Origin of the sequence: Nesterenkonia pannonica, assembly GCF_019575955.1 — a bacterium.
GTDB classification, from domain to species: Bacteria; Actinomycetota; Actinomycetes; order Actinomycetales; family Micrococcaceae; genus Nesterenkonia; species Nesterenkonia pannonica.
Genome location: NZ_CP080575.1, coordinates 1,296,671 through 1,310,146, shown reverse-complemented (window position 1 = coordinate 1,310,146; position 13,476 = coordinate 1,296,671). Strand labels below are relative to the sequence as shown.

The 13,476-nt window shown below is 68.3% G+C and carries 21 protein-coding genes and 3 pseudogenes; 9 read left to right on the top strand and 15 right to left on the bottom strand.

Going from position 1 to position 13,476, the window contains the following annotated elements; all coding sequences use genetic code 11:
• Window positions 1-194 precede the first annotated feature (194 nt).
• A pseudogene (locus tag K0H76_RS09540) lies at window positions 195-1,498 on the bottom strand (DEAD/DEAH box helicase); the annotation flags it as partial.
• A gap of 266 nt (window positions 1,499-1,764) precedes the next feature.
• On the opposite strand from K0H76_RS09540, the gene K0H76_RS09535 reads away from it, so the two are divergent.
• The gene (locus K0H76_RS09535) at window positions 1,765-1,974 is read left to right on the top strand and encodes a hypothetical protein (protein WP_258935269.1); all 210 of its coding nucleotides are present in this window, start codon (window positions 1,765-1,767) and stop codon (window positions 1,972-1,974) included.
• Between the two features lie 61 nt (window positions 1,975-2,035).
• Here K0H76_RS09535 and K0H76_RS09530 read toward each other — a convergent pair whose 3' ends face one another.
• From K0H76_RS09530 to K0H76_RS09465, 14 genes and pseudogenes are all read right to left on the bottom strand, one after another.
• On the bottom strand, window positions 2,036-2,206 hold the full coding sequence (locus K0H76_RS09530) for a hypothetical protein (protein WP_258935268.1): 171 nt from the start codon (window positions 2,204-2,206) through the stop codon (window positions 2,036-2,038).
• Between the two features lie 204 nt (window positions 2,207-2,410).
• Window positions 2,411-3,944: pseudogene (locus K0H76_RS09525) on the bottom strand (molybdopterin-dependent oxidoreductase).
• A 74-nt stretch (window positions 3,945-4,018) separates the two neighbouring features.
• The gene (locus tag K0H76_RS09520) at window positions 4,019-4,588 is read right to left on the bottom strand and encodes an anti-sigma factor (RefSeq protein ID WP_258935267.1); all 570 of its coding nucleotides are present in this window, start codon (window positions 4,586-4,588) and stop codon (window positions 4,019-4,021) included.
• Between the two features lie 170 nt (window positions 4,589-4,758).
• Complete coding sequence (locus tag K0H76_RS09515; protein WP_258935266.1) at window positions 4,759-5,058, bottom strand: sigma-70 family RNA polymerase sigma factor; 300 nt, start codon at window positions 5,056-5,058, stop codon at window positions 4,759-4,761.
• Window positions 5,059-5,070: 12 nt separating this feature from the next.
• Complete coding sequence (locus K0H76_RS09510) at window positions 5,071-5,370, bottom strand: hypothetical protein (RefSeq protein WP_258935265.1); 300 nt, start codon at window positions 5,368-5,370, stop codon at window positions 5,071-5,073.
• Window positions 5,371-5,560: 190 nt separating this feature from the next.
• Window positions 5,561-6,175, bottom strand: a complete 615-nt coding sequence (locus tag K0H76_RS09505; protein ID WP_258935264.1) for a fasciclin domain-containing protein — start codon at window positions 6,173-6,175, stop codon at window positions 5,561-5,563.
• An 18-nt stretch (window positions 6,176-6,193) separates the two neighbouring features.
• On the bottom strand, window positions 6,194-6,334 hold the full coding sequence (locus K0H76_RS09500) for a hypothetical protein (RefSeq protein WP_258935263.1): 141 nt from the start codon (window positions 6,332-6,334) through the stop codon (window positions 6,194-6,196).
• A gap of 146 nt (window positions 6,335-6,480) precedes the next feature.
• Window positions 6,481-6,723, bottom strand: a complete 243-nt coding sequence (locus K0H76_RS09495) for a hypothetical protein (protein ID WP_258935262.1) — start codon at window positions 6,721-6,723, stop codon at window positions 6,481-6,483.
• A 5-nt stretch (window positions 6,724-6,728) separates the two neighbouring features.
• Entirely contained in the window at window positions 6,729-7,001 is a 273-nt protein-coding gene (locus tag K0H76_RS09490; RefSeq protein ID WP_258935261.1) for a hypothetical protein, read from the bottom strand.
• 25 nt (window positions 7,002-7,026) lie between these two features.
• Window positions 7,027-7,173 carry a hypothetical protein gene (locus tag K0H76_RS09485; RefSeq protein WP_258935260.1) on the bottom strand — a complete coding sequence of 49 codons (147 nt, stop codon included), beginning with the start codon at window positions 7,171-7,173 and terminating at the stop codon, window positions 7,027-7,029.
• A gap of 25 nt (window positions 7,174-7,198) precedes the next feature.
• Window positions 7,199-7,999: pseudogene (locus K0H76_RS09480) on the bottom strand (cryptochrome/photolyase family protein).
• A 71-nt stretch (window positions 8,000-8,070) separates the two neighbouring features.
• Complete coding sequence (locus tag K0H76_RS09475) at window positions 8,071-8,853, bottom strand: FAD-dependent oxidoreductase (RefSeq protein WP_258935259.1); 783 nt, start codon at window positions 8,851-8,853, stop codon at window positions 8,071-8,073.
• 11 nt (window positions 8,854-8,864) lie between these two features.
• Window positions 8,865-9,014, bottom strand: coding sequence for a hypothetical protein (locus tag K0H76_RS09470; protein ID WP_258935258.1), 150 nt, complete (start codon window positions 9,012-9,014; stop codon window positions 8,865-8,867).
• Between the two features lie 64 nt (window positions 9,015-9,078).
• A complete protein-coding gene (locus K0H76_RS09465) occupies window positions 9,079-9,333 on the bottom strand; it encodes an FAD-dependent oxidoreductase (protein ID WP_258935257.1) in 255 nt (84 codons plus the stop codon).
• Between the two features lie 119 nt (window positions 9,334-9,452).
• Here K0H76_RS09465 and K0H76_RS09460 point away from each other — a divergent pair, with 119 nt between their 5' ends.
• The 8 genes from K0H76_RS09460 to K0H76_RS09425 all read left to right on the top strand — a co-directional run bounded on the left by K0H76_RS09460 (window position 9,453) and on the right by K0H76_RS09425 (window position 13,447).
• Window positions 9,453-9,719, top strand: a complete 267-nt coding sequence (locus tag K0H76_RS09460) for a DUF3817 domain-containing protein (protein ID WP_258935256.1) — start codon at window positions 9,453-9,455, stop codon at window positions 9,717-9,719.
• 336 nt (window positions 9,720-10,055) lie between these two features.
• On the top strand, window positions 10,056-10,238 hold the full coding sequence (locus tag K0H76_RS09455) for a hypothetical protein (protein WP_258935255.1): 183 nt from the start codon (window positions 10,056-10,058) through the stop codon (window positions 10,236-10,238).
• Window positions 10,225-10,701, top strand: coding sequence for a hypothetical protein (locus tag K0H76_RS09450; protein WP_258935254.1), 477 nt, complete (start codon window positions 10,225-10,227; stop codon window positions 10,699-10,701). The genes K0H76_RS09455 and K0H76_RS09450 overlap by 14 nt, the downstream gene beginning before the upstream one ends.
• An 8-nt stretch (window positions 10,702-10,709) precedes the next feature.
• Complete coding sequence (locus K0H76_RS09445; RefSeq protein ID WP_258935253.1) at window positions 10,710-11,006, top strand: hypothetical protein; 297 nt, start codon at window positions 10,710-10,712, stop codon at window positions 11,004-11,006.
• Window positions 11,007-11,084: 78 nt separating this feature from the next.
• On the top strand, window positions 11,085-11,726 hold the full coding sequence (locus tag K0H76_RS09440) for a glycosyltransferase (protein WP_258935252.1): 642 nt from the start codon (window positions 11,085-11,087) through the stop codon (window positions 11,724-11,726).
• 154 nt (window positions 11,727-11,880) lie between these two features.
• Entirely contained in the window at window positions 11,881-12,348 is a 468-nt protein-coding gene (locus tag K0H76_RS09435; RefSeq protein ID WP_258935251.1) for a class I SAM-dependent methyltransferase, read from the top strand.
• Entirely contained in the window at window positions 12,345-12,566 is a 222-nt protein-coding gene (locus tag K0H76_RS09430) for a hypothetical protein (protein WP_258935250.1), read from the top strand. The genes K0H76_RS09435 and K0H76_RS09430 overlap by 4 nt, the downstream gene beginning before the upstream one ends.
• A gap of 344 nt (window positions 12,567-12,910) precedes the next feature.
• The gene (locus tag K0H76_RS09425) at window positions 12,911-13,447 is read left to right on the top strand and encodes a hypothetical protein (protein ID WP_258935249.1); all 537 of its coding nucleotides are present in this window, start codon (window positions 12,911-12,913) and stop codon (window positions 13,445-13,447) included.
• Window positions 13,448-13,476: the final 29 nt, after the last annotated feature.

Sequence of the window (13,476 nt, the reverse complement as noted above, 5' to 3'; positions counted from 1 at the left end):
CCAGCGGAGGCCAGCCCGGCGGTACCCCCGCCGGGCTGGGACGTGCAATGGGCTGATGGGGCTGGCTGCTCAGTCATGGCCCTCAACCTAACAAGACAGGCGTGCTCAGGCTCCGGGCGAGGAGCTGCGGCGTCCGCGGCCGCCGCGTGAGTTCCTCGACTGTCCGCCTCTGCTGCTGCCGCCTCCGGAGCCGCTGCGCGGGCACCTCGGCCGCCGCTGCGCCCTCCGCCGCCGCCGCGTCGCGATCCTTGGCCGCCGCCGCGGCTGTCGTTGGGCTGCACCGGTGCGGGCTCCACGTAGGCAGCTCGCTCACCGATCAGGGCGGTGACCTCCGGGGAGTCCGTGGAGACTGCCGTAAGCTTGACCTTGATCGCCGGCCTTGCGCAGGAGCGATTCGGTGTCGCGTCGCTGCTCGGGCAGCATCACTGTGACGACGTCATAAGCGCTTCCGGCTCGTGCGGTGCGTCCTGAGCGGTGGAGGTAGGCCTTGTGCTCTGCGGGCGGGTCGACGTGGACGACGAGCTCGATCTCGTCGACGTGGACTCCGCGTGCGGCCACGTCGGTGGCAACGAGCACCCGCACCGAGCCGTCGCTGAAGGCCGCCAGGTTCTTGTCGCGCTTGGCCTGGGAGAGGTTGCCGTGAAGGTCGACGGCGGGGACGCCCTGCGCTGCGAGCTTCTTCGCGAGGTTCTTCGCCTGGTGCTTGGTGCGGGTGAAGAGGAGTCGACGGCCCTGCCCGGACGCCAGCTCATGCACAAGGTCCTTCTTGCGGTCCGGGTGAACCTCGAAGACATGGTGCGTCATGGCGGAGACGTGGCTCGTCGCCTCGTCCACGGAGTGGTGCAGGGGTCGGTCAGGAAGCGCTTGACGAGCTTGTCGACGCCGTTGTCCAGCGTGGCGGAGAAGAAGAGCCGCTGCGCGTCCGCCGGGGTCTGCCCCAGGATGCGGGTGACGCCGGGAAGGAAGCCGAGGTCGGCCATGTGGTCTGCTTCGTCCAGGACGGTCACGGCGGCGCTGTCGAGGTTCAGCACGCCCTGCTTCAGCAGGTCCTCCAGACGGCCTGGGCAGGCCACGACGATGTCGACGCCTCTGTTCAGGGCCTTCTCCTGCGGCTTCTGGCTCACGCCGCCGAAGATGGTGGCGGTCGTCATGCCGTAGGTCTCGGCCAGGGGCGCGATGACGGCGTCGATCTGGGTTGCAAGCTCACGGGTGGGCGCCAGGACCAGTGCCCTGGGCCTGCGCGGCTTCCGCTCGGCGCCGCTCTCGCCCAGTCGGGCGACGAGGGGCAGGGCGAAGGCGATGGTCTTGCCCGAGCCGGTTTTGCCGCGTCCGAGGACGTCCCTGCCCTGGAGGGTGTCAGGGAGCGTGGCAGCCTGAATGGGGAAGGCGATGAACTTGCCTTCGGCGGCCAGGCTGCGCGTCAGGGTGCAGGGACTCCGAGGTCGGCGAATGTCTGCTGCTCGGTTTCGGCGGAGACAGACTGCTCTGACTCGGTGATGGTGGGGGTGGAGATGGTGGTGCCTTTCCGCGTGTGCCAGATCAATCCGCGAAGGTGCGACGGGCCTCTGGCTGGTCACAGACGCGCCGGTCGGCGCGTCTGGTTCGCCGCGAGACGGTCAATGCTCAAGCGCGGGGACGGACCTGAAGAGGCCTCCCGGCTGGACGAAAGCGTTCCTACGACGCAGGTGCTCTGAGCACCAAACACTCCACCATACACCGTTGACCCCCAAAGCTCCGTAGGATCATGGCATGCCCAGTGCACCCATGACCGACATCGCCCTCCGCGCAAGCCTCCTGTTCGCTGTGGCGCGCAAGCACCGCCTCACCGGGCCCGTCTCCGCACTGGAGGACGAGATGGCCTCGGAGGTGTCCGACCAGCTGAGGCGCCAGGGCTGCGCGGAGACCACGGACGAGGTGCTCGCCAGTGTCAGCGGCGGGTGCACGCGGCCGACACTGGCGACGATGCTGCTCTGAGCATCTCTGCACAGCACTACGACCGTATTCGGCGTGAATTCCTCAGTGAGCATGGGCTGGCTCAGGCCAAGGGCAGGGCAGTCTGGTAGGCGGGCAGCACGACGCTTCTCAGACGCGCGGGCGGGTCATGGAGCCAGGCGCTGCGCGATGCTGGGCTCGGCGTCGCCGAACGGAGCACCGATGAGGCATTCGGCGCTGCGAAGTTCGCCCCGGAACAGTTCAGATCCGTCATGCGGACATTCCAGCAGCACGCTGCGTCAGAGGATCTCGTCCAGCTACCAGAACTACCTGCAGTGGCGTAAGGACCAGATGGCCGCGGGGCGTGACGATCTGCCCTCCGGCGCCGCTCTCCGCAGCTTCTTCGGCTCTTGGAAGGCCGCCCTGATGGAGACGGCGCCGAAGGACGCCTGATCAGCCCATCGGCAGCAGTCCCGCCCTACTGCACCTCGAAGTCGATGCGGTGGCGGCCCGTGGCCGCGTTCGGTATGGGGTCCCGGCGGTCCCCGGTCTGGACTTCACCGTTGGCGCTGATGGCACGCACTGACACCCAATGCCGTCCGGGCTGAGCATCGGAGAACATGTGTCGCCACTGACGCCAGGTGTCGATCGACACCTCAGAGCTCAGCTCTGCTTACTCCCACTCACCGCCGTCGATCTGCACCTCCACGCGCTCGACGCCGACGTGCTGAGCCCACGCACTGCCTGCGATCACCACGTCGCCTGCGGGCAGAGTCTCCAGAGGGCTGGGCACTTCGATGCGTGAGGCGACGAGGACGGGAGCCCGTTCGTCCCACCCACGGTCGGTCCAATAGGCCGTCTCGCGGTCGAAGCGAGTGACTTCCAGGTCAACCACCCATTTGGTCGCTGAGACGTATCCGTAGAGGCCGGGCACGACCAGGCGCGCCGGGTACCCGTGCTCAGTAAGCAGGGGCTCACCGTTCATCCCGACGGCAAGGAGTGAGCTGCGCTCGTCGGTCAGTGCCTCAAGAGGCGTGGATGCGGTGAATCCGTCGATCGACTGCGAGAGCACCATGTCGGCCTCCGGCAGGGTCCCGCCTCGGCCAGCAGCTGCCGGACCGGGTATCCCAGCCATGATGCGTTGCCCACCAGATCCCCTCCGACGGGGTTGGACACGCAGGTCAGGGTGATGTGGTGCTCCTCCAGCGGCAGCTCGAGCAGCTCATGCATATCGATCATGACCTCGTTCTCCACCAGTCCGTGGATGCGCAGCGTCCACTCGTCCGAGTGCAGCTCCGGGACGGCCAGTGCGGTGTCGATGCGGTAGAAGTCCGAGTTGGGGGTGATGAAGGGCGCAGCCCCGCTGCGCCGGATGATGCGGACTCCGGAACGATGGCCGCACGAACCGCCGGTGACGGCAGGACCAGGCGTCCGACGGCTCCCCAGCTTCGCGGCCGAATGTCCGCACGGAGCGTCCCAGGGCGAACGAGACCCCGCAGCGGCGGTGTAAGCCGCCGCCAGTCCGAGGAACGCTCGCCGCGAGGCCGCAGCTTCCGCTACCGCATCGGCCTGCGACCGTGTCGCTGCGCTCCACGCCGTCAGGATCAGGGCAGCCAGCAGGGAGACTCCCAAGGCCGCACCTGTGAGTGTGGGCACAGCATCTGCCGGTCCTGCGTCCGGGCGCGTCAGAACCACGGCTGCCAGTGAGGCGGCGACGACGGCGAAAGCGGCGGCTCCCAGGCCAAGGCTGCGCCGGGCGAGCATGCCGATCAGCGCCGCTGCGGCGGCCCGCCGAGGCCCATGCTGAGGAACAGCACCAGCTTGTTGCTGCTCCCGAACACCGAGATGGCGAATTCCTGCAGCCCGGGCGGGGATGCCCCGATGATGGTGTTCCCGAGGGCGACCAGCGGCGAGGAGGAAGGCGCGAAGAACCGGGCGACGACGTCCGCGATTCCCAGAAAGACGGCGGCCGCCGCGATTCCGGCCGCCGCGCAGCTGGCAGGCTCGGTGATGCTCCGGGTGAGGGTCAGTTCGGGTCATGACCGGTGTTCGGAGCCGTGGGCCTGCTCGGATGGCGGATCAGAGATCAGCCACAATGATGGGGTCGTCGGAGGGCTGAGGAGCCTCCCGACGGTTCGATGGTGACGCCGAATGCCGCGCCTTCGTCAAGCTCTACGGCCGCGAGCATCTCCGAGCCGTCGCCGCTCATCAGTCCCAGGCTCTGAGGGCCCTCCTCCCCGATGAGCCACATCTGCATGGCTTGGTCCTCGGAGGGCGCGGGGAGGTTGTGGGGCACGATGTGGATCATCTGCGCATCCAGCGAGTAGGTGACCGTCACGCTCCCGCCCACGGCAGATTCGGCGTGCTCAGCCGAGAGATCAGGGGCTCCGAGGAGCAGCTCCATCTGCTCCCGCCGCTGCTCCTCCGCGGTGAGCGACTCCTCCACCTGCTGCATCTGGTTGATCTGATTCACCAGCAGCACGCCCAGGGCTGCGGCGACCAGCGCAAGCGTGGCCGCAGCCAGAGCGAAGAGGCCAGTGATGCGGGTAGGCCCGAGCGCGCCGGCCGGGGCTGACCTCGGCCTCCGATGCGCTGTCGGTGCGTGCGGGGCGGTCCACCGCAGTCCGGCTCGGTATGCCCAGAATGGCCGTGTCAAGATCGGCGCTGGGCTGCACGGGCTCGTCGGACTCGGCGAGCGCCGCCATGGTCTCGGAGAATGCGGCGACCTCGAGCTGGAAGTCCGTGTCTGCCTCGTAGAGGACTGTGCCGCTGCGTCCTCCTCGGGCGTGAGGCCGCCGAGCACAATAAGCCGCGAGGTATTCGTGATCAGCGTGCATCGTTCACCTCCAGCTGGGCTCGCAGCCGCTTCATTCCGTCTCGTATTCGTGACTTCACGGTTCCCAGCGGCGTGCTGAGCGCCGCCGCAATCTCGCTGTGGGACAGGTCCTGATAGTAGGCCATGGCTATCGCTCGCGCCTGCTCGGCGGGCAGTCCCTTCAGAGCGGTGTTGAGACGGATGGCCTCCACGTGGTTCAGGGCCTCGGTCTGTATGTCCGGCTCCACCTCAGGGGCCTGCTTGAGGCCTTCGGCGAAGTCGCGGTTCTGCTGGGCCTGGACGGAGCGCACCCTGTCGATCGCTCATGGCGGCACATCGTCGTCAGCCACGCCCGGCCTGTGCCAAGCCTCAGCGCGGAAGGAGTGCGCCCTGGTCCACACTTCGAAGAACACATCCTGAAGGACCTCTTCTGCCAGGGCCCGGTTGCGCACCAGCCGCAGAATAGTGGCCAGAAGCACGCTGCCGTGCTCGCGGTACAGCGTTTCGAAGGCCTGCTCGTCCTGGCGCTGAATCCGCACGAGCAGTGCGCCGCAGGCATCCTGCTCTGCCTCTGAGGCCGACGAGGCTCCGAGGCTCTCGTCCTGCGGGTGGGGTGGGGACATTTCTCAAGCTTGCCATGGGAGGGGTCTGATCACGAGCTGATTGGGGCGAGCCGTCGGCTCCGAATTCTCTGCAATGAGGCGATGGCGGCGCCTGACCTGTCCGCAGGAACAGTCTGAGGCGCCGCCATCGCTGGTGCGCCGAGGGGCATCGGCGCGGTGCGGCTCTTCCGAGAAGAGGGAGAGGGAGGAGTTACTCCTCGGAGGCCGCAGGCATCAGAACGCCGTCGATCATGTAGACCACGGCATTGTCGGTCTGGACTCCGCCGCAGACGAGTCCGGCTTCGTCGAACATCAGGTCGTCGCCCTCACCGGTGATGGTGACCATCTCACCGTTGACGGTCTCGTGCTCGCCCTCGATCTCATCCGGGTCCATCTGGCCCGGGATCACGTGGTAGGTGAGCACATCGTTGAGCGCCTCAGCGTCCTCGGCGAGCGCGTTCAGGTCTTCCTCGGGCACTTCGCCGAAGGCGTCATCCGTTGGGGCGAGAACGGTGAACTCGTCACCGTTGAGGGTGTCCACGAGGTCCACGTCTGGGTTCAGCTCCCCGGACACGGCACTGGTGAGAGTGGTGAGCATGGGGTTGTTCGAGGCTGCGGTGGCGACTGGGTCCTGGGCCATGCCGTCGACTGATCCGTCACCCTCGGGGACCTCTTCGGCGTAGGCCTCACAGCCTGGGCCGACGAGGTTGGCGGCTGGGTCCATCTCCTCGTCCGCACTGTCCTCGGCGCCTTCCTCCATGTCCTGGTCGGCGTCCTCATCCATGTCCTCGTCGTCCATGTCCCCCTCGGTGCTAAGCCTCATCATCCATGGGCTCGTCCTGGGTCATGTCCTCATCGGTCTGGGTGGTGTCCTGGTCCTCCTCGGGCGCATCCTCGCCGCCCCGTCGTTGCAGGCCGTCAGACCCAGCAGGGCGATTGTGCCGATTCCCAGGAACTTGCTTGCCGTGCGCATGTGGGTGTTCATGGCTGAAATCTCCTATAGAACTGTGGGGACAGGCCGCCTTCACATCCTTGTCTGCGGCCTGCGTACCTGCTGTTCGGTGCCGCGCAGAGATCGGATGGGACGGATTCAGATTTTTTTCGCAGTCCCCGGAGAACCCGGGCCGGAGCTCATTCCTCGGGCTGGTGCGAGGCTTCGGGCCGGGCGAGCAGGCCGGTCCTGGACTGCCCGGCGAGCAGACGATCGGCGCGATCATGGTGGGAGGCCCGCTTCTCGGAGTCCATCCGGTCCAGCATCGCAACCATCATCTGGGCCCGCGGGTTCGACGACAGGGTGTCGCGGTGGTCGCGGACGAAGGCCCAGTAGAGCGCATCCCAATCCTGCGCCCACTCCCCAGCAGGCAGGTCAGACATCTTCTTCAGGTAGTTGCTGCCCGAGACATAGGGCTTTGTGGTGATCCCTCGCCTGCGGCGAACTGGCTCATGGCGTACACGTTGGGCACCATGACCCAGTCGTAGGCATCGATGAACATCTCCATGAACCACTCGTAGACCGCATCGGGGTGCACACGCAGAAGGGACATGGCGCTGCCGAGGATCATCAGCCGTTCGATGTGGTGGGCGTAGCCGGTGGTCAGGACCCGGCCGATGACGAGGTCGAGGGCTCGAGCTCGGTGCGGGCCGTCCACCATCCCTGGCCGAGCTGCCGCGTGTGATTCAGGCGGTTCGAGGTGCGAAGGAGCGTCCATGAGTGATGTAGGCGGCCCGCATGTATTCGCGCCACCCGATGACCTGTCTCACGAAGCCTTCCACCGAAGCCAGTGGGGTTGAGCTGTCGGCCGCGTCCAGCACGGCCTGCAGCACATCCCGGGGTCCAGGAGTCCGATGTTCATCGACGCAGTGAGCAGACCGTGGTTGATGAAGGGAAACTCAGCGGAGATCGCGTCCTCGTAGGGCCCGAAGTCGTTGAGCCGCTGCGTCGCGAATTCCCGCAGATGCTCCGCGGCCTCATCTGCCGAGGTGGGCCAGGCGAACAGCCGCGGGTCCCCAGGGGCGTCGGGAACTCTGCCAGCGCCCACTCCACGGCTCTCTCGACGTCCTGATGCGGATCTGCTGCGGCACCCTCCGGCTCCTGTTCGAAGTCCAGAGTAGGCTGGCGCTCTCGGGACAGGTCAGAGAATCGCTGCACCGGCGCGGGCGTGTAGCCGCGCGGCAGCTTCTTGCGGTTCTCCTCGTCGAATGACCAGGCTCCGCCGACGGGCTCGCCGTCATCGGTCACGAGGATGCTGAGGCGGCGGCGCTGCCAGATGTAGAAGTCCTGCATGCGCAGCGGATGATCATTGAGCCAGTCGCTGATCTGCCTGCGGTCGGTGAGGAACCCAGGGGTCTCGAGAACCTCCTGCTCCGCGGCGGCAATGCCGGCGTCAGCAAGAGAGGCGTCGAGGTCCTGGTCCAACCAGTCGTCGACGACGTCGAACCGCGTGACCCGCGACGGCAGAGCCGCTCCAGGAGCGCCGCGAGCTGTTGGCGGGAGCTGAGGTGCGCATCGCTGCGCAGCACATCAACCGTGCGCCCTGCCCCGGAGTAAGCGCGCGAAGCGGTCCATGGAGGCGCGGTGCAGGACGAGCTTGTGGGAGTGGAACGCGTACTGCCGGAAGAGCAGGTCATGCTCAATCAGCACGAAGCGCATGCCGGAAGGGGCCTGCAGCTGCTCCTCGAAGAGCTGATGGGGAAGGACGAGATGGACCGCGGAGGAGCTGGTCACCCTCTCCGCACTCCCGCGAGAAGGCTGGAAGCCGTACGCGCGGCGCGATCCCCGGAGGCCATTGCGCCCTCGATGGATCCTTGGTCGAGGTGGTCTCCGGCGATCAGGGTGCGATCGTTGATCCGCTGCTCACGATGGCGCCTCAGCGGCGGCGGCTGTCCCGGCAGGGTATGCGGCACCACATGGTGGGTCAGCAGCTCCCAGCGTCGAGCTGAGGTCCTGTAGATCCTCTCGAGATCCCTGCGCACGGCGGCCTCGTCGGCGAGGCCGGTCGGCTGATCCAGCAGGGTTGTGGCCTGCACCAGGTGCTCACCGCGGGGCGCGTAGGAAGGCGCTGCCTCCGAGACCACGGCCGTGTTCCATACGGGGCCTGCAGGCCCGCCGCCCGGCGGACGCATCCACAGTGAGGAACGTCCCGCCTCCCGGCGGCTCAGGGCGCGGAACCACCAGGTCGTGAGCCCGTGAGTCACCGGCGCAGGCAGGGCGGTCAGGTCTGCGACATGCTCGGGGCCCACCGCGACCACAGCCAGTCGCGCCCGCAGCGCTGCCCCATCCGTGGTGACCGTGACGCCGTCGGCCGTCTCGTGGAGCTCACGGGCAGGAGAGCGCAGCCGCACAAGCTCAGCCAGGTTGGACGCCATCTGTTCGGGCAGCGCCTGCATCCCCTTCTCCGGCAGGCCCGGCGCTCCGAGCGCGAACCACCGCACGAGCATGCGGGCGTAGTCGGCGGACTTCTCCCCGGAGCTGTCCGCCATGACGCTAACCAGGAAGGTGTCCATCAGGTTCCGTCTCAGGGGCCGGTGAATCCTGCCGCGTCGAAGGAGGCCCGCAGGGCTCTGTCACGGCTCGGACGCGAGGCGGCTGCTTCGCTCAGCAGCGCGGGACCGATCCAGCGCACGAGCGCCAGCACGTCAGAGACCTGCAGATGCTCGCTGCGCACGGTGGAGAGCAGAAGCTCCGGGTGGCGCAGGGGTGCGCGAGGACGGAGGCGTCGCTCTGGGTGGTCACGCGCGCGCCGACCCGAAGCTCTGCAGACCCAACGCAGGAAGGTCAGTCCACCTGCGCAGCGTGGGATAGGCAGGGTTCAGCACCTGAAAGCCGCGGTCGCAGCGGAACCCGTCGACCTCGTCGGTGCGCACTCGGCCGCCGACGACGTCGTAAGCTTCGAGCACCGTCGCACGGTGCCCCCGACTCTCGAGGCGGCGAGCGCACTGCAGGCCTGCGAGGCCCGCTCCGATCACGATGACGTCAGCGTCCATGTCACTCCCTTGCGTCGGCGTGACGGTCAGTCTACGGCGGAGCCGGGGTCGGTAGACTGGGACGCTGCCAGCTGATCCGCAGATCGCCGTCACCAGCACTGCTTGAAGGAGTTCCTCTGATGAGTCCGCACTCGCTCTTCCGGGTCATGGGCATCGCCGAGGCGGTGTCATGGACGCTGCTGCTTGGCGGTATGGTGCTGCGGGCTGCTGCCGGTCTTGACGTGGCGGTGACCGTCGGCGGAGCAGTCCATGGGTTCGTGTTTCTCGCCTACGCAGTGACGGCTGTGCTCGTCGCCAGAACCAGCGGATGGGACGAGGCCCGGCAGCTGTGGCCATCATCAGCGCGATCATTCCCTACGCAACGATTCCCGCTGATCTCTGGCTGACCCGAACAGGACGCCTGCGGGGAGGATGGCGTCGTTCTGCCACGGACGACGCGCGTGATCACCGGTGGCACGATCGACTGTTCCGCACCGTGGTCCGACGCCCTGTGCTGAGCTGCGTCATCCTGCTGGTCGCAGTGGCCGTGGTCTTCGTCAGCCTTCTGGCCATCGGACCTCCTCTCGACCACCTGCCTGAGTCGTGAGCCCGAGCCGCACCGCGGCGCGGCCCAAAGACGGCCGCGGAGGTCCTGCCGCTGCCGCCGTGGTCCTGCTCGCCGGGGCAGGTGCGGCAATCCTTGCCGCGGCGCACGCCTCAGACTGGGCGGAGGCGCGTGGAGCATGGCGGCCTCGCTGCTGGTCCCCGCAGTGGCCGCCTGGTCCATCATGCGACGGCGCCCCCGGACCGTCACCGCGGCTGACGGGGTCACCCTGCTTCGTGTTGCGATCGTCGGCGTGCTCACCGCGGCCCTGGTCCTTGCGGCAGCCGGGGCGCTGCTTAAGCCCGAACGTGGACGGTCCTGATCCTCGCCGCTGCGGCAGCCCTGCTCGACGCCGTCGACGGGTGGGCTGCCCGACGCCTCGGACGAGGCAGCGAGGAGGAGCCCGCCTGGATGCCGAGTCCGACGCGGCAGCGCTGCTGGTCCTCTCGGGGCTGCTGTCCCTCACCGTCGGGTGGTGGGTCCTGGCCATCGGTCTGACGCGCTATGCCTTCGCAGTAGGCACCTGGCTGCGCCCGCACTGGCGACGGACGCTGCCCTACAGCGGGTTCCGACGAACTGCCGCGGCTCTGCAGGCCACGGCTGTCGTCATCGGCCTGGGGCCCGTGGTGCCGCCCGGGCTGGCCGCTGCACTTGCCGGCGGGGCGCTGACGCTGCTGCTCATCTCCTTCGGCCGCGACATCTTCCTGCTGGAGCGCGACGGGCGCGAGCCTCGGACGGCGGGGACCCGGAGGGGACATCCTGATGGCACCGGCGCCGGAGCATGAGCGGGCCTTTGTGGTGTAAAGCAGACCTGCCGGGCCCCAGCGGAGGCTCCATCTACAACGCGCGCGTCCTCGACGCGTGGCGCGAGCTGGGGACCGACGTCGAGGAGGCAGCGGTCGGAGGCTCGTGGCCTGCCCCGGACCATGGGGCGGAGCGAGAATTGGCCCGCCGCCTGAAGCAGTGCCGCTCAGCCCTGGTGGACGGAATCATCGCATCGGCAGCCCCAGACGCTCTCGCAGAGGCTCAGGCCGAGGGGTCGAAGTATCGGTTCTGGTGCACCTGCCCCTCCCGGCTGAAACAGGACTGAGCCCCAGCAGCAGCGCGATGCGGCGGCACTGGAACGGACGGCTCTTCACCGTGCAGACCGGATCATCTGCACAAGCCGGTGGGCGGCTGCGGACATCATCGCCCGCTACGGTCCGCTGCAGTGCGAGGCGGTGCCGCCCGGCGCCGATGCTCGTGCGCCCGCGACGGGCTCCGACCCCCAAAGATCCTGTTTCTGGGCTCCCTCTCTCCGCGCAAGAACCCCCTTCTGCTTCTGCGGGCACTTGAGCCGCTGGCAGACCTTGAGTGGCAGCTGCAGATCACCGGGCCTGCAGGTTCGGATCCGTCATACGCGGAAGCGCTCAGCGCAGCCGCCCGCAGGCTGTCCGGCCGGGTCAGCGTCACAGGACCGCTGCAGGGCCACGCCCTGGAGAGCGCCTGGGAGTCAGCTGATCTGCTCACGCTCCCCTCCCTGGCGGAGACCTATGGCATGGTGGTGACCGAGGCGATCGCCCACGGTGTCCCCGCGGTGGTCGGCGCCGGAACAGGTGCGGTCGAAGCCCTCGCATCAGGGCTCGGCGAACCGTCTGCCGTCGCGGACGAAGCCCTCCCGGAAGCGCGGCGGACCCTGAGGATGCCAGGGCCTGGACGACGCTGCTGGAGCGGTGGCTTCAGCACGAGGACGTTCGAGCCAGGTGGCGCGCGAATGCCCTTGAGAGCCGGGATAGACTCCGCCCATGGAGCGAGACAGCGAAGAGCCTGAGGAAGGCGCTGGGCTGGTAGCGCGCCCAGTAGCTGCGGATTGGCTGACCCTCAGGCGTGCAGCCGACCACCGAGCCAGGGAGCGCACCTCCCCGATCGTCGATCGGATCAGCGAATGGCTGACTTCCCAGCAGAACGGCGACGAGTAGGCCCTGGTGATCGACCTCGGCTCGGGCACCGGGTCCAATCAGGCGTGGCTGGCCCCTCGACTCGCAGCGCCCCACGAGTGGGTCTTGGTGGACCATGACGCCTCGCTCCTGAACGTCAGCACGGAGCTGCCGGATGAGCACGTGGTGCCCACCACTCGTGTGGTCGGCACGGTGGATCGGCTTCCGGAGCTTATCGGGTCGCGAGCACCGGTGCTGGTGACCTGCGCCGCGCTGCTGGACCTGCTCTCCGAGCAGGAGGCCGCACTGATCGCTGAGACCATCGCGTCGAAGGGCGCTGCCGCACTGCTGAGCCTGACCGTCACCGGGAGGTCTCGCTCGCCCCGCAGGACCCCTTCGATGCCGCGATCACGTCAGCGTTCGACGCGCATCAGCGCCGCGAGGATCTGCTGGGCCCGGACGGCGCCGAGGCGTTCGCACGAATGCTTCGCGCAGCCGGGGCGCAGGTGGAGATGATCGCCACCGACTGGGACCTCGACTCCGCGAACACCGAGTTCGTCGAGCGGTATCTCAGCGACCGCGCGCAGGCGGCGGTGGAGCAGGACCCCTCGATGCGCGAGGACGCTGCGGAGTGGCTGCGGCGCCGCTCCGGGCAGCTTCGCGCAGGGGACCTCACGGTGCGCGTAGGCCACCTGGACATCGCCTGTGTGCCGGGGTCCGCGCCGACGGCATGACCCCGTGAGCGCATCGGCTCGGCACGCCGCAGACTCGGGAGCCCAGCCCACGCGGCGGACGGTCCTGGCAGGGGCTGCCCACCTCACCGTCACGGTGCTCATTCTGTGGGCGCTGGCCGCGCTCTGGGGGCCGGAGAACCTCTTCTCAGCCGTCCGGGAGCTGCCCTGGTGGAGCTTCATCGCTGCGCTGGCGCTCGGCGGAAGCGGGGTGGTGGTGCAGGCACTCCGGTGGCGCATCGTCGCTGGGCACCAGGGCATCCGTGTCTCGGTCGGCGCTGCGGTGGCCAGGTGCTGGCAGGCAGCGTTCCTCAACAGCGTGATGCCGGGCGGCATCATGCGGCGACGTGCTGCGCGCTGCCGACGACAGCACCGACGCTGCGGCGGATTCCCGACGTCGGGCCTTCGCCCGGGGTTTCGCCTCGATGGCCGCCGAACGGCTGGTGGGCACCGCGGTGGTCTTTGCCGCTGCCGGGACGGTGCTGCTGACGCTCGCGCCCCTTGCCGCCGCGGGATGCCTGGTGGCAGCTCTGATCGCCGGGGGCATCGCCGCCCGGTGGATGAGGGCGCTGTCGGCCGTCGAGGTCATCCAGGTGGTGGCCCTGTCCGTGCTGGGATGGCTGTGCTTCGCGTCCATCTTCATGCTCTCGACGGCAATACTGGAGCCGACCGTTCCGGCTTCGGTGCTGCCCAGCTCTGCGGCTGTGGCGCTGGCCGGAATGTCTGTTCCGGTGGGCGTCGGCAGGTGGGGCCTGCGCGAGGCGGCTTCGGCATGGAGCTTCTCCATCAGCGGGCTTCCGGCAGCGGACGGAATCCGGGTCTCCGTGGGCTACGGGGTGCTCGCCGTGGTCTCCACTGTGCCGGGGCCGGAGTGCTCGTCGTGAGGGCGCTGCCGCGGCTGCGGCATGTCCGT